Source organism: Microbulbifer sp. ABF4_107, from assembly GCF_056312215.1.
Map to the genome: position 1 here is coordinate 1,741,103 of NZ_CM149983.1, position 23,087 is coordinate 1,764,189.

The 23,087-nt window shown below is 56.8% G+C and carries 22 protein-coding genes; 7 read left to right on the top strand and 15 right to left on the bottom strand.

Annotated elements, in window-relative coordinates; all coding sequences use genetic code 11:
- Positions 1-8: 8 nt before the first annotated feature.
- A complete protein-coding gene (locus ACYX4K_RS07160; protein ID WP_475092812.1) occupies positions 9-446 on the bottom strand; it encodes a nuclear transport factor 2 family protein in 438 nt (145 codons plus the stop codon).
- A 237-nt stretch (positions 447-683) separates the two neighbouring features.
- Between ACYX4K_RS07160 and ACYX4K_RS07165 the strand changes: the two genes are divergently transcribed.
- Together ACYX4K_RS07165 and ACYX4K_RS07170 are read left to right on the top strand one after the other, a co-directional pair.
- Positions 684-1,265 carry a sigma-70 family RNA polymerase sigma factor gene (locus ACYX4K_RS07165; protein WP_475092811.1) on the top strand — a complete coding sequence of 194 codons (582 nt, stop codon included), beginning with the start codon at positions 684-686 and terminating at the stop codon, positions 1,263-1,265.
- Positions 1,266-1,284: 19 nt separating this feature from the next.
- Positions 1,285-1,980 carry a ChrR family anti-sigma-E factor gene (locus ACYX4K_RS07170; RefSeq protein ID WP_475092810.1) on the top strand — a complete coding sequence of 232 codons (696 nt, stop codon included), beginning with the start codon at positions 1,285-1,287 and terminating at the stop codon, positions 1,978-1,980.
- A 66-nt stretch (positions 1,981-2,046) separates the two neighbouring features.
- Here the strand turns inward: ACYX4K_RS07170 and ACYX4K_RS07175 are convergent, their stop codons facing one another.
- Positions 2,047-5,571, bottom strand: coding sequence for an indolepyruvate ferredoxin oxidoreductase family protein (locus tag ACYX4K_RS07175; protein WP_475092809.1), 3,525 nt, complete (start codon positions 5,569-5,571; stop codon positions 2,047-2,049).
- Positions 5,572-5,798: 227 nt separating this feature from the next.
- On the opposite strand from ACYX4K_RS07175, the gene ACYX4K_RS07180 reads away from it, so the two are divergent.
- Positions 5,799-6,281 (top strand): Lrp/AsnC family transcriptional regulator, encoded by a 483-nt coding sequence (locus ACYX4K_RS07180; protein WP_010130896.1) that lies wholly within the window; start codon positions 5,799-5,801, stop codon positions 6,279-6,281.
- A gap of 136 nt (positions 6,282-6,417) precedes the next feature.
- Here the strand turns inward: ACYX4K_RS07180 and ACYX4K_RS07185 are convergent, their stop codons facing one another.
- The 5 genes from ACYX4K_RS07185 to ACYX4K_RS07205 form a co-directional block, all read right to left on the bottom strand.
- Positions 6,418-8,640 carry a M3 family metallopeptidase gene (locus ACYX4K_RS07185; protein ID WP_475092808.1) on the bottom strand — a complete coding sequence of 741 codons (2,223 nt, stop codon included), beginning with the start codon at positions 8,638-8,640 and terminating at the stop codon, positions 6,418-6,420.
- A 304-nt stretch (positions 8,641-8,944) separates the two neighbouring features.
- Positions 8,945-9,622, bottom strand: a complete 678-nt coding sequence (locus tag ACYX4K_RS07190; protein WP_475092807.1) for a glutathione S-transferase family protein — start codon at positions 9,620-9,622, stop codon at positions 8,945-8,947.
- A gap of 34 nt (positions 9,623-9,656) precedes the next feature.
- Positions 9,657-11,069, bottom strand: a complete 1,413-nt coding sequence (locus ACYX4K_RS07195) for a class II 3-deoxy-7-phosphoheptulonate synthase (protein ID WP_475092806.1) — start codon at positions 11,067-11,069, stop codon at positions 9,657-9,659.
- Between the two features lie 39 nt (positions 11,070-11,108).
- Positions 11,109-12,305 carry an amino acid aminotransferase gene (locus ACYX4K_RS07200; protein ID WP_475092805.1) on the bottom strand — a complete coding sequence of 399 codons (1,197 nt, stop codon included), beginning with the start codon at positions 12,303-12,305 and terminating at the stop codon, positions 11,109-11,111.
- A 95-nt stretch (positions 12,306-12,400) separates the two neighbouring features.
- Entirely contained in the window at positions 12,401-12,934 is a 534-nt protein-coding gene (locus tag ACYX4K_RS07205; protein WP_475092804.1) for a MarR family winged helix-turn-helix transcriptional regulator, read from the bottom strand.
- Positions 12,935-13,267: 333 nt separating this feature from the next.
- On the opposite strand from ACYX4K_RS07205, the gene maiA reads away from it, so the two are divergent.
- Positions 13,268-13,918, top strand: coding sequence for a maleylacetoacetate isomerase (maiA, locus tag ACYX4K_RS07210; RefSeq protein ID WP_475092803.1), 651 nt, complete (start codon positions 13,268-13,270; stop codon positions 13,916-13,918).
- Here the strand turns inward: maiA and ACYX4K_RS07215 are convergent, their stop codons facing one another.
- Positions 13,919-14,839, bottom strand: coding sequence for a mechanosensitive ion channel family protein (locus tag ACYX4K_RS07215; protein ID WP_475092802.1), 921 nt, complete (start codon positions 14,837-14,839; stop codon positions 13,919-13,921).
- 81 nt (positions 14,840-14,920) lie between these two features.
- A complete protein-coding gene (locus ACYX4K_RS07220; RefSeq protein ID WP_475092801.1) occupies positions 14,921-15,847 on the bottom strand; it encodes a 2OG-Fe(II) oxygenase in 927 nt (308 codons plus the stop codon).
- 80 nt (positions 15,848-15,927) lie between these two features.
- On the opposite strand from ACYX4K_RS07220, the gene ACYX4K_RS07225 reads away from it, so the two are divergent.
- Positions 15,928-16,506 carry an LEA/WHy family protein gene (locus tag ACYX4K_RS07225; protein ID WP_475092800.1) on the top strand — a complete coding sequence of 193 codons (579 nt, stop codon included), beginning with the start codon at positions 15,928-15,930 and terminating at the stop codon, positions 16,504-16,506.
- Positions 16,507-16,555: 49 nt separating this feature from the next.
- On the opposite strand, the gene ACYX4K_RS07230 is transcribed toward ACYX4K_RS07225, so the two are convergent.
- From ACYX4K_RS07230 to ACYX4K_RS07240, 3 genes are read right to left on the bottom strand one after another with little or no spacing between them, the layout of a single operon-like run.
- Positions 16,556-16,993 carry a hypothetical protein gene (locus ACYX4K_RS07230; RefSeq protein ID WP_475092799.1) on the bottom strand — a complete coding sequence of 146 codons (438 nt, stop codon included), beginning with the start codon at positions 16,991-16,993 and terminating at the stop codon, positions 16,556-16,558.
- Positions 16,986-17,540, bottom strand: coding sequence for a sigma-70 family RNA polymerase sigma factor (locus ACYX4K_RS07235; RefSeq protein ID WP_475092798.1), 555 nt, complete (start codon positions 17,538-17,540; stop codon positions 16,986-16,988). Before ACYX4K_RS07235 ends, ACYX4K_RS07230 begins: the two co-directional genes overlap by 8 nt.
- A gap of 13 nt (positions 17,541-17,553) precedes the next feature.
- Positions 17,554-18,450 (bottom strand): DUF6249 domain-containing protein, encoded by an 897-nt coding sequence (locus ACYX4K_RS07240; protein ID WP_475092797.1) that lies wholly within the window; start codon positions 18,448-18,450, stop codon positions 17,554-17,556.
- Positions 18,451-18,695: 245 nt separating this feature from the next.
- Here ACYX4K_RS07240 and ACYX4K_RS07245 point away from each other — a divergent pair, with 245 nt between their 5' ends.
- Entirely contained in the window at positions 18,696-19,325 is a 630-nt protein-coding gene (locus tag ACYX4K_RS07245) for a DUF924 family protein (protein WP_475092796.1), read from the top strand.
- A gap of 157 nt (positions 19,326-19,482) precedes the next feature.
- Positions 19,483-19,779 carry a YebG family protein gene (locus ACYX4K_RS07250; RefSeq protein WP_475092795.1) on the top strand — a complete coding sequence of 99 codons (297 nt, stop codon included), beginning with the start codon at positions 19,483-19,485 and terminating at the stop codon, positions 19,777-19,779.
- Positions 19,780-19,877: 98 nt separating this feature from the next.
- Here the strand turns inward: ACYX4K_RS07250 and ACYX4K_RS07255 are convergent, their stop codons facing one another.
- The 3 genes from ACYX4K_RS07255 to ACYX4K_RS07265 are packed head-to-tail and all read right to left on the bottom strand — an operon-like array spanning position 19,878 to position 22,986.
- The gene (locus ACYX4K_RS07255) at positions 19,878-20,270 is read right to left on the bottom strand and encodes an MAPEG family protein (protein ID WP_475092794.1); all 393 of its coding nucleotides are present in this window, start codon (positions 20,268-20,270) and stop codon (positions 19,878-19,880) included.
- On the bottom strand, positions 20,270-21,565 hold the full coding sequence (locus tag ACYX4K_RS07260; RefSeq protein ID WP_475092793.1) for an amidohydrolase family protein: 1,296 nt from the start codon (positions 21,563-21,565) through the stop codon (positions 20,270-20,272). Before ACYX4K_RS07260 ends, ACYX4K_RS07255 begins: the two co-directional genes overlap by 1 nt.
- The gene (locus ACYX4K_RS07265; RefSeq protein WP_475092792.1) at positions 21,565-22,986 is read right to left on the bottom strand and encodes an amidohydrolase; all 1,422 of its coding nucleotides are present in this window, start codon (positions 22,984-22,986) and stop codon (positions 21,565-21,567) included. Before ACYX4K_RS07265 ends, ACYX4K_RS07260 begins: the two co-directional genes overlap by 1 nt.
- Positions 22,987-23,087 lie beyond the last annotated feature (101 nt).

Consider the following 23,087-nt stretch of genomic DNA (forward strand, 5'->3'; position numbering starts at 1 on the left):
CTCCACTATTACCCAGGATCACCCAGGCGCCGCTTTATCTGCCGGATAACGACACCGAGCAGTGGCACCTGCTCATAGATCATTGCGCCGAGGTCATATACATCCTCATGTAATACCACACGGTCTCCGCGTTCATCCAAACCCACTAGCGAGGCACCACGCAGCGTCAGCAACGCTCCACCCTTGAGTTTTGGATGACGGTAGTGCATCGACCACCAGAGGCTGTGCCAGCGCCCGTCCCGGACTGTCCGTTCAAATTCAAACCGACATTCCAGCAAGTTGACCGACACACCGGCGAAATACGCTTGCATCGCCTCTATACCCGCAATCTGGTGTACCGGATCACGAAAAACCACATTGGCCGCATAAACATCGGCTATGGATTCGGCATCCGCTTTCAGAAAATCGGCGTACAGGGCTTCTAATCGCTCCAGGACATCAGACATTGCGAGTCTCTTTCCTTTGCCAAACAGGGAACATGGAGTCATTTACGCCCAGGCGCCGAATTCGGATTACCCGCCACCGGACCATTGTGGCCGTGTTGAGTATTATTCCGGCTCGCTGAGTGATCCAAGCCGCATCGGATTCCGTACACAAGTCGAGCAAGTGCAGACAGGCAGAAAACGGAGACCGGTTTAGCTATCATGGTCGCAATACATCCCACACAGGGCGGAAAGAGCAGCGTGCAGGCACCTGATCAGACAAGAGACGACGAGTGGAGCAGTCTGCTGGTTCGCGTTGGCCGCGACCGGGACAGGCAGGCTTTCGAGCGCCTGTTTAGCCACTTTGCCCCCTTGATCCGCGGCTTCCAGTTCAGCCGCGGGGGACAAAGCTCAGCTCCCGAGGCAGCCGATGAACTCGTTCAGGAGGTGATGTTCCGAGTATGGACCAAGGCACCCACCTTTCGTCCGGAGAAGGCGGCGGCGAGCACCTGGGTGTTCACTATCATGCGCAACTGCCGCATTGATGCGCTGAGAAGAAGCAGTCGGCAACCAGCCGCCGACGACAGCCTCAATGTCGAAGATATCTGGGATGACAGCCAGGACGAGCAGCCACTGGTGTACCTGCAGCAAACCCGCAATCAGCACGCCATTGCCGCGGGACTGGAAACTCTTCCACCAGAGCAGAGCCACGTTATCGAGAAAGCCTATGTGGAAGGCAAATCCCACAGTGAAATATCCGAGGAGTTAGGACTGCCGCTGGGCACGGTTAAATCCCGCGTGCGTCTGGCCCTCAAGAAACTTCAAAGCACCATTGCCAGGTAAAGAGGTCAGGTAGGGAGCTATGATTCACCACCACCCCGACAACAATTTATTGCTGGAATATGCCAGTGGTAGCCTCAACTGGGCCCACAGCCTGGTAGTTTCGGCCCATATCCAGCTATGCCCCAAGTGCGCTGCGCAGATGAAGCTGCTCAACAGTGTTGGAGGCAACCTGCTTGCCACCGCTACCCCCGCCGGGACTGCAGGAAATGACGATGCCGGCGCTTTCAGCAAGCTGATGCAGCGGATTGATGCGGAACCAGCGGTATCCGCGAGCCACCGGTCAGTTTCAGACAACCAACCCCGACCACCCTGGGACCCGATATTTGCGGCGGTACCGCCAGTGGTCAGGAAGTTACTCGCAGACAACCCGATACTTCACTGGCGCCGCCTGTCGAAGGGATTAAAAGAGGCACGCCTGAAAACGGGCCAGAATGAGCGAGAAGTGTCTTTTCATCGCATTGCACCGGGTAGCAAGGTCGCCGAGCACGATCACCGCGGCAGGGAGATTACCATGGTGCTTTACGGTAGCTTTTCCGATGGCGACGGCGTGTATACAACGGGAGATTTCCTAGTGCGAGAGCCGGGGCAAGTACACCGCCCTACCGCCACCCAGGATCAAGAGTGCCTCTGCCTGTCAGTGGTGGAGGCCCCGGTAGCCTTGACAGGTATCTTCGGAAAAATCGTCAATCCGTTTTTATCCATCAAGCCACAGTAAATTTCCTGCCAAAAAAAACGCAAAAAGCCCGGGCATTCCGGGCTTTTTGCGTTGTGTAGAAGTCTCTTAGCGCCGTTCGGTCAGCATATTACCAAGCCCCGCTCCAGTGTCCCGGTTTCTGAACCGGGCCCGCAGGTTGCGCCAGCGCTCGACAATCTCGTCCATTTTTTGTGCACGGATATGTCCGTAGCCACGCACTTTTTGCGGCAACGAAAGCAACTCCTCCGCCTGCGCGAGGTTTGCAACGGAGAGGCAACCAGCAACCTGCAATACAACTTCCCGTACTTCTCGCGCCCAGCGCCGCTCACCGCGGCGCTCTGCGGTATAGCCAAAAATATCGAGCGGCGTTCCACGCAATACCTTGCCTTTTGCGAGCAGTGGCAGCACTCGACCCATCCAGGAGCCCAGCGCAATCTTGCGGATTTTACCGCTGGCATTGGGGCGGGCAATCAGCGGTGGCGCCATCAGGAATTTGAGTTTGTAATCACCACTGAATGTATCCCGCAGCTGTTTCAGGAAGCTTTCGCTACTGTAAAGGCGTGCCACCTCGTATTCGTCTTTATAGGCCATTGCCTTGAAAAGACTAAGCGCAGCTGCACGCGTTACGGCTTCGCCGGCGCCAACAATACTCGATTCTGCCCGCTGTACCTTTTGCAGTGCGGTCTCGAAGTGGCGCGCATAAGACGCATTCTGGTATTCCCGCAACTCCCCGGCCAAGCGGGCAATCAGTTGCTCGGCCGTTTCCAGAGGCTCTACCATTTTCACAACCTGTGCGGGCGCCAGAATCTGATCGATGGCCCGGGGCGTTTCCGCGAGCAACCGACCCGCGCGGAAAGCACGAAGATTGTTCTCTACCGCGACACCGTTAAGGGTCACCGCGCGCTCCAGCGCTCCACGACTTACCGGCAACAAACCTTTCTGGCAGGCATAACCCAACATCATGAGATTCGCAGCAACGGTATCGCCAAACAGGGATTCCGCGTATCGATTGGCATCAAACGCGAAGTACTCGCCCGCCACAGACTGGATGCTGCCGGCAGTCGCGTCCGCAGGAAACGCCAAGTCGTTATCGCGCACGAAGGCTGCCACGGGTACTTCAGCGGTGTTCACAACTGCCTTCATCTGCCCGCTGGAAAACTTACTGCGCTGCCCCGCCGCGGTGACCATATCGCAACCCAGCAGCAGATCTGCAGCACCGTCACGAATACGTGCAGTGGTAATATCTTCCGGCGAGCGCCCCACTTTTACATGGGCCACTACCGCGCCATTTTTTTGAGAAAGACCGGTGAAGTAGAGGGTAGTACTGCCCTTATCCTCCAGGTGTGCCGCCATTCCCAATAACGCCGCAACGGTCAGCACGCCACTGCCACCAATGCCGGCCACCAGAATATTCAGCGGCTGATCCAGCTTCGGCTCCGGTGCAGGCCGCAGGTCCTGACTGGCAGTATCAATGGCTTCGGCCAGAGTGTTCAGTTCCGGCTTTTTGAGCTCACCACCTTCCACACTGACGAAGCTCGGACAGAATCCGTCAGCGCAGCGCATATCTTTGTTACAGCTGGACTGATTAACCTGGCGCTTGCGTCCAAACGACGTTTCCAGAGGCTCGACGGCGATACAGCTGGACTGCACGCTGCAATCTCCACACCCTTCACATACGCGGTGGTTGATCAACAGGCGGCGGGATGGGTCTTCCATCTGACCTTTTTTACGACGACGGCGTTTCTCCGCCGCACATACCTGCTCGTAAATAATCGCTGTAACACCCGATGTATCGCGCAGCTGCCGCTGTACATCATCCAGGGCATCGCGATGAAATATTTCCAGATCCCCGGGTAATTGTTCCCGGCGACGACGCCAGTGATCGGGATTTTCACTGACCAGGCAAACCCGCCCCACCCCTTCCGCACTCAACTGCCGTGACAGTGTCGGTACTGTAACCTCGGCATCGGTGGGTTGCCCGCCGGTCATGGCGACCGCATCGTTCAACAGGATCTTGTAAGTGATGTTGATCTTGCTCGCCACAGCCTGGCGAATGGCAAGCAAACCGGAATGGTTGTAGGTGCCATCCCCCATATTCTGGAAAATATGTTTGTCGCTGGAAAAGCGGTGCAGCCCCACCCAATGCGCGCCCTCGCCTCCCATGTGGGAATACGTATCCGTGCGCAGCCCTTTTCCCAGCGCCATGATATGGCAGCCAATGCCGGCACTCCCGGTGCTACCCTCGGGGAGCTTCGTCGATGAGTTATGCGGACAACCCGCACAGAAAATCGGCTCCCGTGCCAGCAGCCCACTGGCTTTTGCCGGCACCGCAGAGCCGAGTTTTTCAGCGAGCGGAATCAGTTTTTCTGCCAGTGCCGTATCCGCCAGCCAGCGAGCGATGGCTTTCGCCACATGGTCCGGACCAAAACCCCAGATCGCCGGCAGCAGGTCATTGCCAGATATATCTTTTTTACCGACTACTTTTGGGCGGCGCGCGTCATCCCACCCGTAAAAGAGGTTTTTGATCTGGTCTTCCACCAGTGGACGCTTTTCCTCCACCACCAGAATACGCTCCATTCCCTCCGCGAATTCACTCATACCGCGGGGTTCAAGTGGCCAACTCATCGCGATCTTGCGTACGGAAATACCGGCATCGAGCAAGTCCTGCTCGGAAAGGTTGAGCAGTTTCAACGCTTCCAGAAGATCACCGTGGGCCTTGCCCACGGTCACAATGCCAAACCGCTTGTTCGACGCGCTTACAACGTTCTTGTCGAGGCCATTGGCATAGGCGAAGGCCCGCGCTGCCGGCAGCCGCTCCTCCAGCATGCGCCGCTCGTACTCCATCCGCTCTGCCGGCCAGTTGAGATGCGGGTCGTAGTTGAGCCCGTGGGCAGGAACCGGGAAGCCTTGCGGCAAAACGAACTGCGGTAACCCGGGAACCTGAATGGACGCACCCGCTTCCACGGTTTCGGTAATAGTCTTGAACCCGACCCAGAGACCGGAAAAGCGGGACAGCGCGATACCAGCCAACCCCAGAGTGAGATACTCATCGATGGTGGCGGGAAACAGTAACGGCATCATCACCGACTCAAAGATCTGGTCGGTATTGTGGGAAAACATGGAGGATTCAGCCGTGTGGTCGTCGCCACACAACGCCAGCACACCTCCGTGCCGGGAGGTGCCCTGGATATTGGCCTGGCGGAATACATCCGCACTGCGGTCTACACCGTGGCCCTTGCCGTACCAGATGGAGAAAACGCCATCGCGCGTGGCCTGCTGGCGATAGTGGTCGAGTAGCTGGGTGCCCCAGATATTGGTCGCGCCCAGGTCCTCATTGATCCCGGGTTCGAAGTGGATATCCCGGTCCGCCAGCAGCTGCTTGTGGCGCCACAGGGACTGGTCGTACCCACCGAGCGGCGAGCCCCGGTAGCCCGAGATGAAACCTGCGGTATTCAGACCCGCCTGCTCGTCGAGGCGCTTCTGCATCAGGGGAAGACGCACAAGGGCGTCTATGCCAGTGAGAAATACGCGTCCGCTATCGCGGGTAAAGGCCGCTTTGAGCGAGTATTCGCTATCAAAGCCCAGTTCCTGATCGCTTTCAACCATCGCCATCGTGGGGTACCTTCGCTTGTGCTGTCGGCTACATAGACCGCCGCGCCGGTCACACACCGGGTGGGACCGCGCCGTTTATTGTTTGCCGTAAACTATCACCGGCAATACGGGCAGGTCATACCAAAATCACTACGATTCCACCGACAGACGGCTATAAATCACCACTTCAGATGAAATTTCTGCAATAATTGGGTCCTCGAGACCAACAGAGACTATCAGGTACCACCATGGCCTATTTACTGGATGCCATTGATAAGCACATTCTGGAAATCCTTCAGGAAGATGCCACGATTCCCAACATCGAACTGGCTGAGAAAGTGTGCCTCTCTCCCTCTCCCTGCTCGCGCCGGGTGAAAAACCTCCACGAACAGGGGTTTATCAAACGGGCAGTAACCCTGTTGGAACCGGATAAAGTCGGTCTCCCAGTCAGCGTGTTTATTCAGGTGACCCTGAACCACCAGGTGAAGAAAGAGCTACAGCATTTTGAGTCGACCATCGGGCAGTGGCCGGAAGTGATGGAGTGTTACCTGATGACAGGAGACTTCGATTACCTGCTGCGGGTAGTGGTACCGAACCTCCACGCATACCAGGAGTTTCTGGACAAGAAACTGACGGAGCTTCCGGGAATTGACCACATCAAAAGTAGCTTTTCGCTGAAACAGGTACGCTACCGGACCGAACTACCACTGGATCAGCTACTGGAAAAATAGTGCCGGCTTATTACCCGCCATTCACCGGTCGGCACCTTACGACGGAAGTGAATTGAAATCGGAATGAAAGTGAAATAAAAAAGGCCGCGATGTGGGAACATCGCGGCCTTTTTCGCTTGTGATCAACTCGGCCGGATCACTCGCCGGCAGATGCCGTTGAGTCATCCTCACTACCGGGCAGCGGGAAGCCACGATCACGCATCAGCGGCTCAATCCCCGCATCGCGCCCACGGAACAGACGGTAGGCATCCGCCGGGTCAATCGCATTGCGCGGTGCAAACAAATATTTCACCAGTTTGCCGGCCACTTCTTTATCGTAAAAACCACCCTCCGCCTCCGCGAACGCTTCAGACGCGTCAGAAGTCAGCACATCAGCCCACATGTATCCGTAATAGCCTGCGGAGTATCCCTCGCCAGAGAAGATATGCCCGAAGTGCGGTGTGCGGTGACGCATAACCAGCTCAGACGGCATACCCAGCTCGCTCAGAGTCTCGCGCTCGAACTTGTCCGGATCGATCCCCTTCGGATCAGACGTGTGCAGCTTCATATCCACCAGTGCAGATGCCAGGTACTCGGTAGTCGCGAAGCCCTGATTGAAGTTGGCAGCCTTCTTGATCTTGGCAACCAGCTCCGCCGGGATCGGCTCACCGGTCTTATAGTGCACCAGGTAATTGTCGATGATCGGATCGGTGCTCAGCCAGCGTTCCAGCAGCTGCGACTGAAACTCGGTGTAGTCGCGTACACCACCGTTCAAGGTCGGGTAACTGACGTTGGACGCCAGGAAATGCAGCGCGTGGCCGAACTCGTGGAAGAAGGTTTCCGCATCGTCCCAGCCGACCAGAACCGGCTCCCCTGGAGCGCCCTTAATAAAGTTGGAATTGTTGGAAGCCAGTACGGTTTCCTTGCCATCGAAGGTGGTGTGGTCGCGGTACATACTGGCCCAGGCACCGGAGCGTTTACCGGTACGCGCGAAGGGATCCAGGTACCAGAGGCCGATATGCTCACCGGAGGTCTTGTCAGTAACTTCCCAGACTTTTACGTCTTCATGGAAGACTGGCACGCTACCTTCTTTCACTGGCGAGAATTCAAAGTTGAACAGCTCGCCCGCTACGTAAAACATACCTTCACGCAGTTTATCCAACTGCAGGTACTGTTTCACTTCGTCGGAATTAAGATCGTACTTCTCCGCGCGCACTTTCTCCGCATAGAAACGGTAGTCCCAGGGCGCAATCTTGATATCGGCTTTCTCCGCGTCCGCAACGGCCTGCATATCCGCCACTTCTTCGTGCACACGGGCAACAGCCGCCGGCCATACCGCTTCCATCAGCTCAATGGCATTTTGCGGATTTTTCGCCATACGGTTTTGCAGGCGCCACTCGGCATAGTTATCGAAACCGAGAAGCGCAACACGCTCGTCTCGCAACTGCAGGATTTCAGCGATGATCGCATTGTTATCGTGCTCGCCACCGTTGTCACCGCGGCTATAGTAGTTGGTCCATACCTTTTCACGCAGGGCACGGTCTTCCGAGTATGTCAGGAACGGATCCATGGAGGAACGGGTATTCTTGATCGCGTACTTGCCCTTCTGGCCTTTTTCTTCCGCCATGGAAGCAGCCGCTTTGACAAATGATTCCGGCAGGCCAGCGAGCTGATCTTCGGTCAAGAAAATATCGTAGCCTTCTTCGTCCGCCAATACGTTATTTGCAAATTTGGTATGCAGTTCAGCGAGGCGCGTATTGATTTCCGCGTAACGTTTTTTGTCAGCGCCGGACAGCGTTGCACCATTTGTCGCAAACTCATCGTAAACCAGCTCAACTACTCGCTTCTGCTCCGCGGTCAGATCAGCGGTATTGCGCGCGTCGTAAACCGCCTTCACACGCTGGAACAGTTTATCGTTCTGGATAATCTTCGAGCTGAAAGCAGAAAGCTTTGGAGCCATCTCCGCCTGCACCGCTCGGAATTCCGGAGATGACATATTGCCGCTCCAGATTCCCCAATACGTGAATACGCGGCTCAACTCTTTGCCGCTCCGCTCCATTTCTTCAATGGTGTTGGCAAAAGTCGGCGCTTCCGGGTTGTTGGCGATCTTATCGATTTCATCCAGGTTTTGCGCCATGCCGTATTCCAGCGCTGGCTTCAGGTCTTCTACCTTCATTTTGTCAAAGGCGGGCACACCACCATAAGGACCGCCCCACTCTGCCAGCAGCGCATTATTGCTTGCGACTTCTGACACAATTTCCGCAGAAGCAGAGACCTGCTCAGAAGGTTTCGCAGAAACCGCTTGTTCGGATTCTTTGCTGCAGCCGGCCAACGTGGCCAGCGCAGCGGCGATGGATATGGCGATCAATGTTTGACGCATCGACTCGATCCTCGTGTAAGTTGGATGGTATTCATATCGTTATTAGATTTCAGAATGGTCGAGTGTACCCCGCAGCTATATATCTATCTACGACGGCGGGATAAGCTACCAGTTTGAAGCGGCAAACCGGATACGGGACAGAACATTCCCCCACTACTGATCAACAAGGCAGGAGATTCGTTCAATAGATATCATTTTGACAATTTGATAACGACTTATTAAGTGTATTCTTTTGATCTGGCAATAGAGAAGGCCGGACCGGCCACTCTGAGACCTGGGGCCAGCGGCGTGGCCCCGGGGATGCTTACAGCCTGCGGTCCTCGACAATATCACCGACCGCCAGTAACTCATTGTCGTGGCCGATTTCCCGCCAGGGCTCGCGGATGGCATCACGCACCCAGGCCTGCATTGACGGCAGCTCCCGCATTCGCTCGGCATAAGCCATGGCATCCTCTCCCAGGGAAAGCTGGTAGCCGTACAGGCGGAATACCACTGGAGCGAAGAAAGCATCAACCGCGGTAAATTGCTTACCGGCCAGGAATGGGCCTCCAAAACGCTCCAACCCCTGTCGCCACAGTTCTTCGAGTCGAGCGAGGTCCTTTTTGAGGGCCTCGTCAATCTGATGCATAGACACTGTCACGCCACAATTCATGCTGCACTGATTGCGCAACGCAAAAAATCCCGCATGCATTTCCGATGCCGCGCAACGCGCCCACGCGCGCGCAGCCACATCAGCTGGCCAGACAGAAGGATTCGACTCGAACAGATACTCAGTGATCGCCAGGGAATCCCAAACGGTAATATCGCCATCGACGAGACAAGGTACCAGGCCGGTGGGGGAAAAGGCGCGAAACTTGTCCCAGCTACCGCCCTCATCAAAGGGCACCAGAACTTCTTCAAAAGGAATGTCCAGCTGCGTGGCCAGCAACCAGGGTCGCAGCGACCAGGACGAATAGTTTTTATTGCCGATATAGAGCTGCATCAATCCCTCTCCCCTTTTCGTAAAGATCACCCGCTCAGACGTTTCCGTTTCGACCATCCCGCAACATTTCAGAAATACAGAACGCCAGCTCAAGGACCTGATCCGCATTCAAGCGCGGGTCACACTGGGTCCGGTAGCAGCTGGCAAGATCAGCATCCGAAATTTTCCAGGCGCCCCCGGTACATTCGGTGACATGCTGCCCAGTCATTTCCAAATGGATTCCGCCAGGGTGCGTACCCTCGGCACGGTGTACGGCAAAGAAATCGCGAATTTCCCGCAAGATATTATCGAAATTACGCGTCTTGAATCCGCTGGACGCTTTTTCGGTATTTCCGTGCATGGGATCTGTGCTCCATACAACAGAGCGCCCCTCCTTCTCCACGGCCCGCACCAGAGCGGGCAACTTCTCCCCGAGCGTATCCGCACCCATACGGGTAATCAGGGTCAGCCTGCCGGGCTCATTGTTGGGGTTCAGTCGGTCAATCAGGCGTATCAACTCGTCGGTGGCCATATTCGGCCCCACCTTCACGCCAATCGGGTTCCATACCCCGGCAAGAAACTCGACATGCGCCGCATCCAGCTGGCGAGTGCGTTCTCCAATCCACAACATGTGCGCAGAGCAGTCATACCACTTGCCGGTGAGGCTGTCTGTGCGGGTCAGTGCCTGCTCGTAATTGAGCAGCAACGCCTCGTGCGAGGTATACAGGGTAGTTTCACGGATCGCCGGGGTATTACTGGAATTCACCCCGCACACCGCCATAAACTCCAGGGCATCCTGCAGGCGCTCAGCCAGTTGCAGGTAGCGATCGCGTTGCGGATTGTTTTCCAGATAGCTCAGGTTCCAGGCGTGTACCTGATGCAGGTCCGCCAATCCACCCTGGGCAAAGGCGCGCAACAAATTGAGGGTGGCAGCGGACTGGTTGTAGGCCGTCAGCATCCGCTGTGGGTCCGGTACCCGCGCCTGCTCGGTGAAGTCGATACCATTGATGATATCGCCGCGATAACTGGGCAGCTCGATCCCGCCTACGGTTTCCGTATCCGCAGAGCGGGGCTTCGCATACTGCCCTGCCATTCGTGCGACTTTGACCACCGGAAGGTTACCAGCAAAAGTCAGCACAACCGCCATCTGCAGTAACACTTTAAAGGTATCGCGGATGCGATTGGCATTGAAGTCCGCAAAGGATTCAGCACAGTCGCCGCCCTGCAGCAAAAACGCCTTGCCTTCCGCCACATCCGCCAGCTGCCGGCGAAGCTCCCGAGCTTCTTCCGCAAACACCAACGGCGGATACCCCGCCAGTTGAGCCTCCACCGACTGCACATCACGGTCCGATCGATACGTTGGCTGCTGGTGCGCAGTACGCTTGCGCCAGCTGGCTGGATCCCAGGGCTTTACCAATGATTCAGGTTCGCGCTGCTCGGTCACGGTGGTTTCTACCTCAACTTCCATTTACGGCTAACTCTTCAAACAATGTATTCAGACAATGACTCAGGACTCTAGAACTTCAGCAACAGATTCACAGAAGTACGCCATATTACTCTGGCTCAAGCCCGCGATACTGATGCGACTGGAATCTACCATATAGATGGAATAGTCCTGTTGCAGTTTCTGCACCTGCTCCGGTGTAATCCCCAAAAATGAGAACATGCCCTTCTGCTGCTGGATAAAATGGAAGTCACCCACCGCACCGGCTTTTTCCAGGCTATCGACCAGACCGGAGCGCAGGCTGTTGATGCGCTCACGCATTTCGGTGAGTTCCGCCTCCCAATTCGCCCGCAGACCGGCGTCGGTGAGAATCGCTTCCACTATGGCACCACCGTGATTCGGCGGCATGGAATAATTGCCGCGCACCACATTCAATAACTGGCTCTGTCCGCGGTCTGCCGCATCAGCATCGCGATAGATCGCCATCGCCATACCCACACGCTCTCGATACAGGCCAAAGTTTTTCGAGCAGGAAGCGGCCACCAGCATTTCCGGTACGGATTCGGCCATCAGCCTCAATCCGTACGCATCAGCATCCAGGCTGTCACCGAAGCCCTGATAGGCCATATCGATAAACGGTGTGAAACCCTGTTTCTGGGCCATTTCAGCCAGCACTTTCCACTGTTCTCGGCTCAGATCTGCACCGCAGGGGTTGTGACAGCAAGCGTGCAACAGGACCAGCTCGCCCTCTCCTACCTGCTTCAGAGTTTCCACCATCTCATCGAACTTGAGACTGCTGGTAGCGCGGTCGTAATAGGGGTAGCTCTTGATCTGCAGCCCAGCATTACCCAGTAGTGGAACGTGGTTGGCCCAGGTTGGATCACTCACCCAGATAGTGGCGTGTTCCTTGGCACGATTCGCAAATTCCGCCAGGACACGCAATGCGCCACAGCCGCCGGGAGTTTGCGCGGAGCGTACGCGATTTCCCACCAAAGCCGGATGGCCGGCGCCCAATACCAGCTCCTGCATAGCCGTGTTAAAACCCGCGGTGCCAGCAGGGCCGACATAGGCCTTGGTTTCCTCGCTGCGCAGCAGGCGGGTTTCCGCCTCTTTCACCGCCTGCAGCACGGGGGTATGCCCCGCTTCGTCTTTATAAACACCCACCCCCAAGTCGATCTTGCGGGGGTTGTCATCGGCGCGGTAAGTGGCCAGCAGGCCGAGAATGGGGTCCGCAGGCAGGCTGCTCAGGTGGTCAAACATGGTCACTCCTGAAAATTCTGGGCGGCGTGCGCGCAAAAGCACACCGACAAGTCGATTCGATTAAATGAATGTAAGAATGGCAGAAGAAAAGCAGATCAGTCGATCAGGCCGCGGTTCGCCCAGTCCTGCGCACGCGCCATCAGCTTTTCAATGATACTGTCGAGCTGGTTGCGCTCATCCGCAGAGAGCGAACCCATCAGGTCGTTTTCATACTGCTGTGCCAGAGGTACGATGCGCTCGTATACGTCGCGCCCCAGTTCGGACAGGTTGAGCACCTGGCGACGACGATCCGCGAGATCTTCACTGCGAGTGATGTAGTCATTCTTGATCAGAATGGACACCGCTCGACTGATCGCCACCTTATCCATCGCTGTCTGCTCCACGAGATCGGCAGCAGATAGATTCGGAAAACGACCGAGAATCGCCATCACCCGCCAGGCTGGAATAGTGAGGTCAAAGCGCGCACTGTACGCGTCCGCGATGGCATTGCTCACCCGGTTGGACAGAACCGACAAACGATATGGCAGGAATTTTTCCAACCGTAGATCGTCTGGACGCACGGCGTCGATGGGATCACTAAATGCCCCAGGTTCGCTGTGAGTTTCGCTGTTGGTGGTGTCGTTTGTCATCGCGGTTTTTGTACCTGCTAGGAATCCGGTTGTACCAAATATCAAATGTAACTAAGATTGGTTTCAATTGTAACCACTGCCGCAGGATTTTTTTGGCAGGGTGCTGCCGCTGACGGGAAGAACGGCGCGACAGGCAACTCTCCAGCCAATCGGGCATGTTTGTACAGCATTGAAAGAAATTGGCCGCGTATTATACGGCGTTTCACGCCATTTTTGTCAGCCTTTCACTAAGTTTACGCAAACTGTTTGCGTGGATACCGGTACTCCCCATCCCGCGGCAGTTAACCCATTGCCCCAAACCCACTCCCCGCCATTTGTAGAGGAACCCCTGATATGGAGCTTCACGGATACTTCCGCTCTTCCGCCAGTTACCGGGTACGTATCGCCCTGAACCTGAAAGGCCTCGATTTTCAGTACCATCCGGTTAATCTGCTCAAGGGCGAACAAATAGAAGCGCCACACCGGAAGCTGAATCCCCAGGGCCTGGTACCGGCACTGATGACAGACGACAGCGAGGTACTGACCCAGTCCCTCGCGATTCTGGAGTGGCTGGACGAGCAGCATCCAGAACCTGCCCTGCTACCTACCGGCGCAACCGCGCGCGCCCGCGTCCGTGCCCTCGCCTACAACGTGGCCTGCGACATACAGCCCATTCAGAATCTGCGAGTACTCAAATACCTGCAATCTGAACTAGGTGCATCGGATGAGCAGAAGGTCGAATGGGTTCGTCACTGGATAGGACTGGGGTTTGAAGCGCTTGAGGTTCAGCTCGCCGAGCAGCTGAATGCCTGCGGTACCGACTTTGCCGGCGGTGAGGCCCCGGGGCTATTTGAGTGCTGCCTGGTGCCGCAAATCTATAATGCCGAGCGCTTCGGTGTTCCGGTAAGCGACTACCCGACAATTGCTGGTATCAATAAAGCCTGCGCCGCACTCCCCGCCTTCGAGAGCGCCCGCCCGGAGAATCAGCCGGACAGCACGCTCTGATCAGCTGCCCCCCGGCACCGACGGAGCCTCATCAATGGACAGAGGCTCCTTGAACGTCAGCGTGCGGTAGGGGAACGGAATCTCCATACCCGCCGCATCCAGCGCCTTTTTGACAGCCGCCACCACCTGACCGCGGGATTTGCGCTCCTCTAGGGGTGTGGAGCCCGCCCACCAGGTAACCTCGATATTGATGCTGCTATCACCAAACTCGTGCGGGAACACCTGAACCGGGTCGTCGTCCCGGACCAGATCACAGGCGAGCACAGCCTCTTCAATCACGTCCACCGCAGCATCCACATCCACGCCATACGCCACCCCCACCGTGATGGTAAAACGTCGCTTGCTGCGGTCGGTCAGAATTTCACAGGGGTTTTTGAACAGAAACAGGTTCGGCACAATCACCAGCTCTCCGGTAGTACGACGGATTGTGGTATTGCGCACCTCTACCGCTTCTACACGACCGGATACGTTTTCACATTTGATGACATCGCCCGCCTCGAATGGAAAACGCCACAAGATGAGGATGCCGGCGAAGAAATTCTCAAAAATATCCTTGAACGCCAACCCGACCGCCACTGACAGCAACCCCAACCCACCCAGGGCCTTGGCCGGCGTAAGCCCCGGGAACAGCACCATGGCGGTAAACAGGAGCCCGATCACCCAGATGAAGATTCGTAGCAGACGGACCAACAGATCCTGCAGGGAGGGGCGTCGGGTAGTCTTTTTGGCAAAGCGCCGGGCAAACTTTCCTGCAACTGTGGCAATCAGCCAGGTCAACAGCAACATCAATACGCTGGCGGCGAAAAACGGGATGTGCCCAAGAAACCCGTGCCAGATATTCAGCAAAGATTCGGAAACCGTGTCGATGACATCGGTAAAAGAGGAAGGTGCCACCCTGGCAAGCTCCAGAGATTCAGCCAACTCCTTGGCTTTCTCCGGATCCACCGGCGGACTTTGGACTGACGACGTGCTCGAGAACCGGGGGAACATCACCCTGCCCTGTCAGGAGGCGCCGGGCGTATATTCCCGCATACGCAGCCACTTGGTGGCAATCCACTTTTCGCCGGCGAGGACCGGACTGCCTCCGTGGAGCGTCTGATAATCGAGATCACCCGAATCACTGGTGTAAGAAAAGAATAGTGCCGCGCCCTTTTGTGGCAGTACATCCAGACCCAGCCGGGGAAATACCGTCGAGCCACCGGATGCCACATCATTCAAGTACATGATCAGGGTGCCGACCCGCTGGCCGCCTGAGCAAAGAACCCCATGATTCCCCGGTTTTTCCGGATTGAAGAAGTCGTAATGGGGCCGATATTCCGCACCCACCTGGTAATTCAGTATCTGCAGCGGTTCTCCGCGGTCTTCCGAGACACAGAGAAGTCGCGCAATCCGCGCTTCAATCGCCGTAATCAACGGTGTTTCGCCGCGACTGAAATAGGTGCCCGAGCTGGTTCGGGTATTCCTGAGGTCAAAGGAGCCGCGGTCAGAGTTCACCACTCGGGAGGGTTGCAGGTTGGGCCTGGACATATCGACCAACGCATCGCATTCATCATCGGACAGGAGGTTCGTGAACAGGACTATATTGGGCTTTTTCATGGCAAAGCGAACTTCCACCTGGCGGTCTTCCAGGTCAATCTGGTTACCGTCGGCGGTAAATGCATGGAAGCGTGCATCGCGTTCACTGGTTTGCGCTGCTATCCAGGGCGCGGAAGTGTCCCTGGTATGGGATTTTCCGACCTGGGTGAGCGTTGCGCTGGCATGGCGGAGGCCAACCCCGTGGTCGAGAATACACTGCTCTACCGCCTGGGATATGCCTGGCTGATAGCCGGCTTTCAGCAGGGCGTCCACCATCACAGAAAGGTGCTGCCCACTTTTCACCGCATCGCGAATCCACTGCTGTAGTTCTGGTTGAAGCTCTGCAAACTCCATTGGCTATCCTTGCCCGTCCAAACGACCACAAGAGTATAGCCCTGAGCCTACCAGATGGTTAGGCTAGCGGTAGTGGAATTATGGGATTTCTCAAGGAGTACGCATTGAATACGGTCACCGGCACAAGAAGTTTTCAGGCACTGGCGCGTCCGCTCGGATGGGTCACAAGCAAGCTCGCCAGACGGAAGACAGCCCTGCGGTTGTTGCCACTTCTGTTGCTGCTGGGGTTCGTACAGGGGTGCGCATCCCTTTCACCGAATTTCGAAAAGCCGGATGTTCAGGTCACCGCGGTAGAGCCGCTACCGAACAACCACAGCGGCGACCTGCGCTTTCGCATTCACCTGCGGGTCTTCAACCCGAATGACAGCGCCCTGGCCCTTTCCGGACTGTACTACACGCTTAAGCTCGCGGGACACAAAGTGATAACGGGCACCTCGAATAATCTGCCGGTGATTCCGGCCTACGGCCAGGATGCCATTGTGGTAGACGCCTCAGCCAACCTGATGGGCTCGATCATGGCCATGACAGAGCTGGTTCGGCTGCAGGGGGATACCGTACCCTATGAACTGGAGGCAAAGTTAGGATTGCAGAAGTCGATCCTGCCAGCGATACGGGTCTCCAAGCGCGGAGAATTGCGCCTGGGCCAGTATCAGAACTGAATACGTTCAGAAGTGAAGATGTAGAATTGCTAAATTGATTGCCCGCCAATCAGCGGCGGGCTGCCATGATGCCGCCGGTCATCGCCACCAGCGATCCCAGCATACCCAGTCCAACCAGGCTGTACAGACTGATACTCTGCTCCGCCGCAGCCACCAGCACTTCCCGCAGCGGGAATTGCCAGCAGACAATCGCCGAAGCCATTACGACCGCCGCATACTGGTAACGGGTGGCGCGGCGCTCAGCGCGCTTGGCCGGCACCGGCGGCAAATCCGCCATTACCCGCTCGCAGAAGCCGTCGTCGTCCAGGTGCGGCTCGCTGAACTGCAGCTGCTGAGAAAGCCAGGTGTCGAAATCTGGCTCGCCGTCGCCCATGGGCCCGGCGGCGTGCACAACACCGTTTTTGATGACCATACCTTCCGATCCACCCCACTCTTGCTGGGGATTACCGTTTTGCGAATCTGCGGACTGTTTGTCGAAATCAGCCACTGACTACCTCCTCCCGCCAGGCCTGAAGCAGAGACTGCAACTTGGCCCGCGCGCGGTTAACGTGGGATTTTACCGTGCCCAGCGGCAGTTTCATAATGCTTGCCGCCTCTTCGTGTGAAAAGCCGCGCTGCATGCACAGATGCACCGCCTGCCTTTGGGCATCACTCAATTCCCCCATAGCCGAATTCAAGTCCCTGGCCATACCCAGTTGTTGCGCTTCTTCGACGCTTTCCTGGGACTGGGCATTGTCCACCGCCTCCTGGTCTACCACCGGGGCGTTTTTGCGCTTGTGACTCATGACCAGATTGTAGGCAATACGGTACAGCCAGGTGCTGAAGCGCGCATCCCCACGAAACGCGGGCAGCGCCTTATAGGCCTTGATAAAGGCCTCCTGCGCCATATCGTCCGCAAGACCCTGGTCGCCATCGCACAGCTGACGGAGCGAGAATCGCAGCTGTGACTGATAGCGACGAACCAGCTGGGCATACGCCCGCTGGTCCCCGTCTTCGACGACGCGCCTGATCAGATCCCCATCATCGAGGTTCATTTATTGGTTGCCCTTAACCCGCTTGTTTTTGGTCGTGCTTCCAGTTGACGTAGCGGGCGATCCCGATAAACAGGGGTATCAGGCCAAGGCTACCCACATCCACACCGGTGGAAATGGAAAGCCAGATAAACACAGCAGCACCAATGGCGATCAGGGTGACTCCTCGATCCTTGGAGGTATTGGTACCCTCCCGGTCCATCGCATCCAGCAGCTCAGGTGGGATATCCCGGCCTTCAGACACCATGCGATTGATGTTCTCCATCAACAACTGCTTCTTGCGATAGTTGTTACGAGTCACCATCCAGACAATCAGGATCGGCGTGCCGAATACCGCGAGAATTGCCACAATGCCGATCAACCAGTCCATGTCCGGACCTCCCCGGCGCTGCTCTTTAATCTTTTCTTCGTGAACTGCATAGGCGTGCTCGTGCATACGCTCCGCATGCTCCCGAGCCCGTTCCGCCCGCTCACGGATGCGCTCGGCACGCTCCACGTCAGCTTTGATACCGATGCTGATATTGCGCGGTACAGAATCCAGCGCCTGCTCAACCACCAGGCCTTTCTCGTCCAGAATGCCTTTTTCTTCCAGCTTCTCGTAGATACGCTGGGTCACCTTGCCACCGAAGGCTTCGCCAAGGTCAATCTCAACATCCGCGTTTTCGCCATTCTCGTCGCGGGTATGGATACGCAGGGTGCCATCTTCCTGGCGCAGGATACGCACCTGTTTAGTGGCTTCCTTTTCAACCGGCTTTGGCGCGACTACCGGGGCTGGCGGTACCGGCGGCTTGGGTGCCACGGTATCTTCCTCCTGGGCCAGCAGGCTGCCCGATGCGACCATACCCAGTGCGGCCACCAGGGCCAGCGCCCAGGTATTCAGTGGGCCGCGTTGCTTGATTTCATTCGCTCTCATTGGTGTTATCTCGCTCTTACTGATCTGAGGCAAAGCAGGGAAATGCCCCGGCCAACCCCGCCCGGCGATGGTGATAGATAGACGAACGACCTACCCCAACCATCTATGGCGCCAGATTGTACCTTTTTTAGGCAGTTGATATCAGGCTTTGGGAATCCCGATGCCTGCTTTTACCCTTCCCCTGATGGACGTCGACAGCAAGCACTTTGGATGCAATCCACACAAAATATTTGAAGGAGCAAGCTATGAGCCCCGAAACGGTCACGCCTGCAGAGGTACTCGAATTCTGGTTTGGCACCACAAACCTGAACGCAAACCCGGCGGAGGACCTGCGCGCACGCTGGTTTCAGCGCAGTGACCAGTTTGACGAGGAGATTCGCAGCCGCTTCGCCACCAGTGTCGACCGGGCGATTTCCGGGCATCTGGACACCTGGCGGAACGCACAGGGCGGACAGTTGGGTTTGATCCTGCTGTGCGACCAGTTCAGCCGGAATATCTATCGCGGGTCAGCCAAGGCGTTTGCCGGTGATGCGCTGGCGCTGGACATCGCTCAAAGCATGGTCCGCGACAACACCCACAAGCACCTGGGTCTCCACCAGCGCGCGTTTGCGGGCATGCCACTCGAGCACTCTGAGCTCGCAGAGGTTCAGGACCAGTCGGTGGCCTATTTCGACCAGCTGCAACGGGATTTTGCACCGGATATCGCCGGCGTCACGACCGAGGAAGCCGAGGCGGCGGCGGGCTACCACCGGTTTGCCGTCGCCCACCAGAAGGTCATTCGGGAATTCGGGCGGTATCCACACCGCAACCAGGCACTTGGCAGAGAGTCCACCCCGGCGGAACAGGAGTGGCTCGACAATGGTGGCGGCTTCTAGCCTCCCCCTCCTCAGCTAGCCCTAACCGGCCCTCAGCGCGTACACTGGCGCGGAATGTGGTGTTTTTGCAGTTGACACTGAATATCCATACAGATACTGTACATCCATCCACATCAACAACACATAACCACAATACCAAGACCTCAGGAGGCCCAATATGGCGGTAGTAGCCGTTTGGAAATGCGATAGAGACGGAGCCATGTTCGATAACAAGAAAGATGCCGAAGAACACGACAAGATGCTGGAACTCGCTGCCAACATCACCGCTCTGATCGAGCGCAATATTGAGGGCGTTTCAGAAGAAGCCAGCGAAGAAATTGGCCTGATGCTGGCCAAGCGCCGCGAAGTCCTGGCCAAGGCCTGTAAAGGCAAGCCGGAAGAACTGCTCGCCGCCGAAGAGCAGGACGAGCAGTCCAGCGATGAAAACGTCACACCGCTGGCGGCAAATCAGTAATCCCCCCTGGATACCAATATTCTGGTTTCCATCCCTGTACTATGCCCGGCTTGCCGGGCTTTTTTTTGCCTGCAAGCCGGCCTTAAGCTCAAGCGGGATCAGAAGACTGACGCGATATCGATCACCGCCAGAATGATGATCACCAACCAGGTCAGCGAAGTGCCGATAAAACGCCCCGGGTGATAGCCACCTTTTCCACCAATCAGGCCGATCGCGTGCAGAATCCGCGCAAAAACCAGTGCGCCACCAAGACAGTGCAACCACACAGCGGAAACCCCGTTGATCTCCGCTACCAGCAACAGGATAAGCGCCAGGGGAATGTACTCAATCGCGTTGGCGTGAGCCCGGACTAACACCGCCCCCTCTTTATCGCCACCGGTGCCGATACCGACCTTTTTGCCACGGCGGAACTTCACCACGTTAAACGCCAGCGCAATCACCAGTAATGCACACAGTCCGCCATAGAGCGCGGTAATTTCTACACTAATCATCAGTTTTTATATCCATGTCCGGTACCCGCTTTGGGGTGTAAGTAACGATCCCGCAACCGCGTGGAACGATTGACGAGAGACTGGGGTTTGCCATCGATCAGCACCAGTTCGGCAAAGCTTGTGACTTCCAGGGGATCACCACTCCACAGCACCAGTTCCGCAACACCACCCGGGGCTAACACACCCCCATCGAGGCCAAAAATCGTGGCAACATTGGCAGTTACCGCGCGTACCCCCTCTTCAAACGGCAAGCCGTAGGCAACCGCGTTACCTGCCGCTTGCCGCGACAGGTAGCTGTTGTGAGAACCCGCGTATCCAGGGCCACTAATCGCAACGGTGACGCCAGCCTTGTGCAGAAGCGCGGCATTATCCATCCGCGCGCCCAGCTTCTCAAAGGCATCCGGCGTATTGCCCAACACATCCACCACCACCGGAACGCGGGCCCCGGCCAGCTGACCAGCGACCATCCACCCTTCTGCGCCACCGATAATAATTGGCCGAATCTGGAATTTATTCGCCAGCGCCAGAACCTGCAGTATGTCACTGGCGCGGTCCGCGCTGATCAGCAGGGGCTGCTCGCCACGCAGCACCGGCTGCAGTGCCTCCAGGTCGTCCATTGCGAAGTCGAGCTCGCGCCATTGCCCACGGCGCACCTGATCGCGATTATCTGAATACTCTTTTGCCTGCTCCAGTGCGCTCTCCAGCTGAGCGTAGGCCATTGCCCGGCTGCCGCCGGACAACTGTGCCCCGTACTCGCCAAAGTACACCTTTTGCACCAGGTTCTGATCTGTCACGCTATCGAAATCGCCGGTGAGCTTGATGGCAAAACCCTGTCCGGCAAAGATTCTGTCCTCACTCGATGGCAGCACTACGGCGCGCGTCAGGCCACCGGCGCGGTTGAACGGGATCAATGTGGAATGAGGATTGAACGCGACCAGCGGATTAAAGGCAGCCCCAATGGACTGTTCGGTAGCAGCACCATCGTTGGTCGAAGCGGCCGCGCCGATTTCGGTCAGTCCCAGCTCACTGCTGGGCGCGATCAACCCCGGCGTGACCACCTTTCCCCGGCCATCGATAATCAGGTCAGCGGTGATATCGCCGAGGTCGTCAGCAACCTGCACAATCTTGCCGTCACGAACCAGCAGATCACCATTCTCGAGGGTTCCCTGATCACCGAGGGTCACAATTCGGGCATCCTTGATCAGGATACTTTCACTGTGCACAGCAACCGCAAACCCGAGCAGGGAAAACAGGGTGATTTTTACCCCGGCTTTGAGCGTATTCGAAATTCCCATTAGCGCTCTCCTCCGTCCGGCAGGCGTTCGCCGTCTGCGTTCAGAATACCCAATTCAAAATCGCTGTGCGGTTGCCGCTCGGGGTTACTGCGGTCAAACATCAGCACGCCATCGATAAACACCTGCTCCGCCTTGGCGTAGACACTGAAAGGGTCTGCAGACCACACTACCACATCCGCCATCTTGCCCTTTTCCAGGGTTCCCGTGACCTCCTCAATGCCCAGCGCGCGCGCCGGGTTGCGGGTCATCCAGGTAACGGCGTGGCGAGGTTGAATTTCAAAGCCCGCCCTTTGACCTGCCACCATCGCTTTTGCGGTTTCTTCATTAAGATGCTGAATACCCACCGCAGAATCCGAGTGAATCATGGCACAGGCCTTGGCCTGGTCGACGATGGCGATATTCGCCTCCGTCATGTCAAACGCTTCGTGTTTGAACCCCCACCAGTCTGCCCACATGGCTGCACACACATTGTTTTCGGCCAGAAGGTCGGCCACTTTGTAGGCCTCCACCGCATGGTGGAAAGTGGAGATCTTGAAGTCAAACTCGCGCGCGATGTCCATCATGATGGCCATTTCTTCACCCCGGTAGCAGTGGTTATGCACCAGGATCTCACCGTTTAGCACACCGGCAAGGGTTTCCATTTTCAGATCCCGGTCCGGTGCATCACCACCATTACTGTGGTAGTTCTCCCACTTCTTTTTGTAGGCGCTAGCGTCGATCCATGCCTGCCGATAACCGGCGACATTACCCATTCTCGTGGATGGCAAGCTGCCCTTGCCGCCGTACACACGCTTGGGGTTTTCCCCACAGGCCATTTTCAGGCCGTAGGGAGCGCCGGGAAATTTCATGTCCTGCACACTGCGCCCGGGTACGTTTTTAAGTGTCACACCACGGCCGCCAAACAGATTGGCAGAGCCCGGGAGGATTTGCAGTGTGGTCACCCCGCCCGCCAGGGCCAGCGCGAACTGTGGGTCCTGGGTCCAAACGGAATGTTCTGCCCATACTTGCGCTGTATTGGGTGCGGTCATTTCATTGCCGTCCTGAGAGGACTCAATCGAGGGCGCCGGGTAATCTCCCAGGTGGGAATGCACATCGATGATACCGGGCGTCACCCACTTGCCTGCGCCCTCCACGACCAGGCCCTTCTTCGGGGCCTTCAGCTTTTCGCCAACCGCCGCAATCTTGCCGTCCTTGAGAAGCACATCCGCACTGAGCAACTTTTCGCCGGTGCCGGTCAAAACCGTCGCCCCGCGAATCAGTACGGGCGCCGCCTTATCTGCCGAATAGGTGCTGGGAAAGTCCCCCTGACGGGCGAAATCCGGGCTGTCAGAGCTTTTTTCCTTGTCTCCGCCACAGCCGGTTAGCGCGGCAACCACTACTGCGCCACCGATCGCCACTGTCAGGCGATGCCATCGCTGCACCGATCTTGTTACCGATCCCCATAATAAGCGCATGCCCTTTCCTACCCCCTGATCTGTTGTTAGGAAACTATTATCAAATTTCTCACAGCCCCATCGGATTC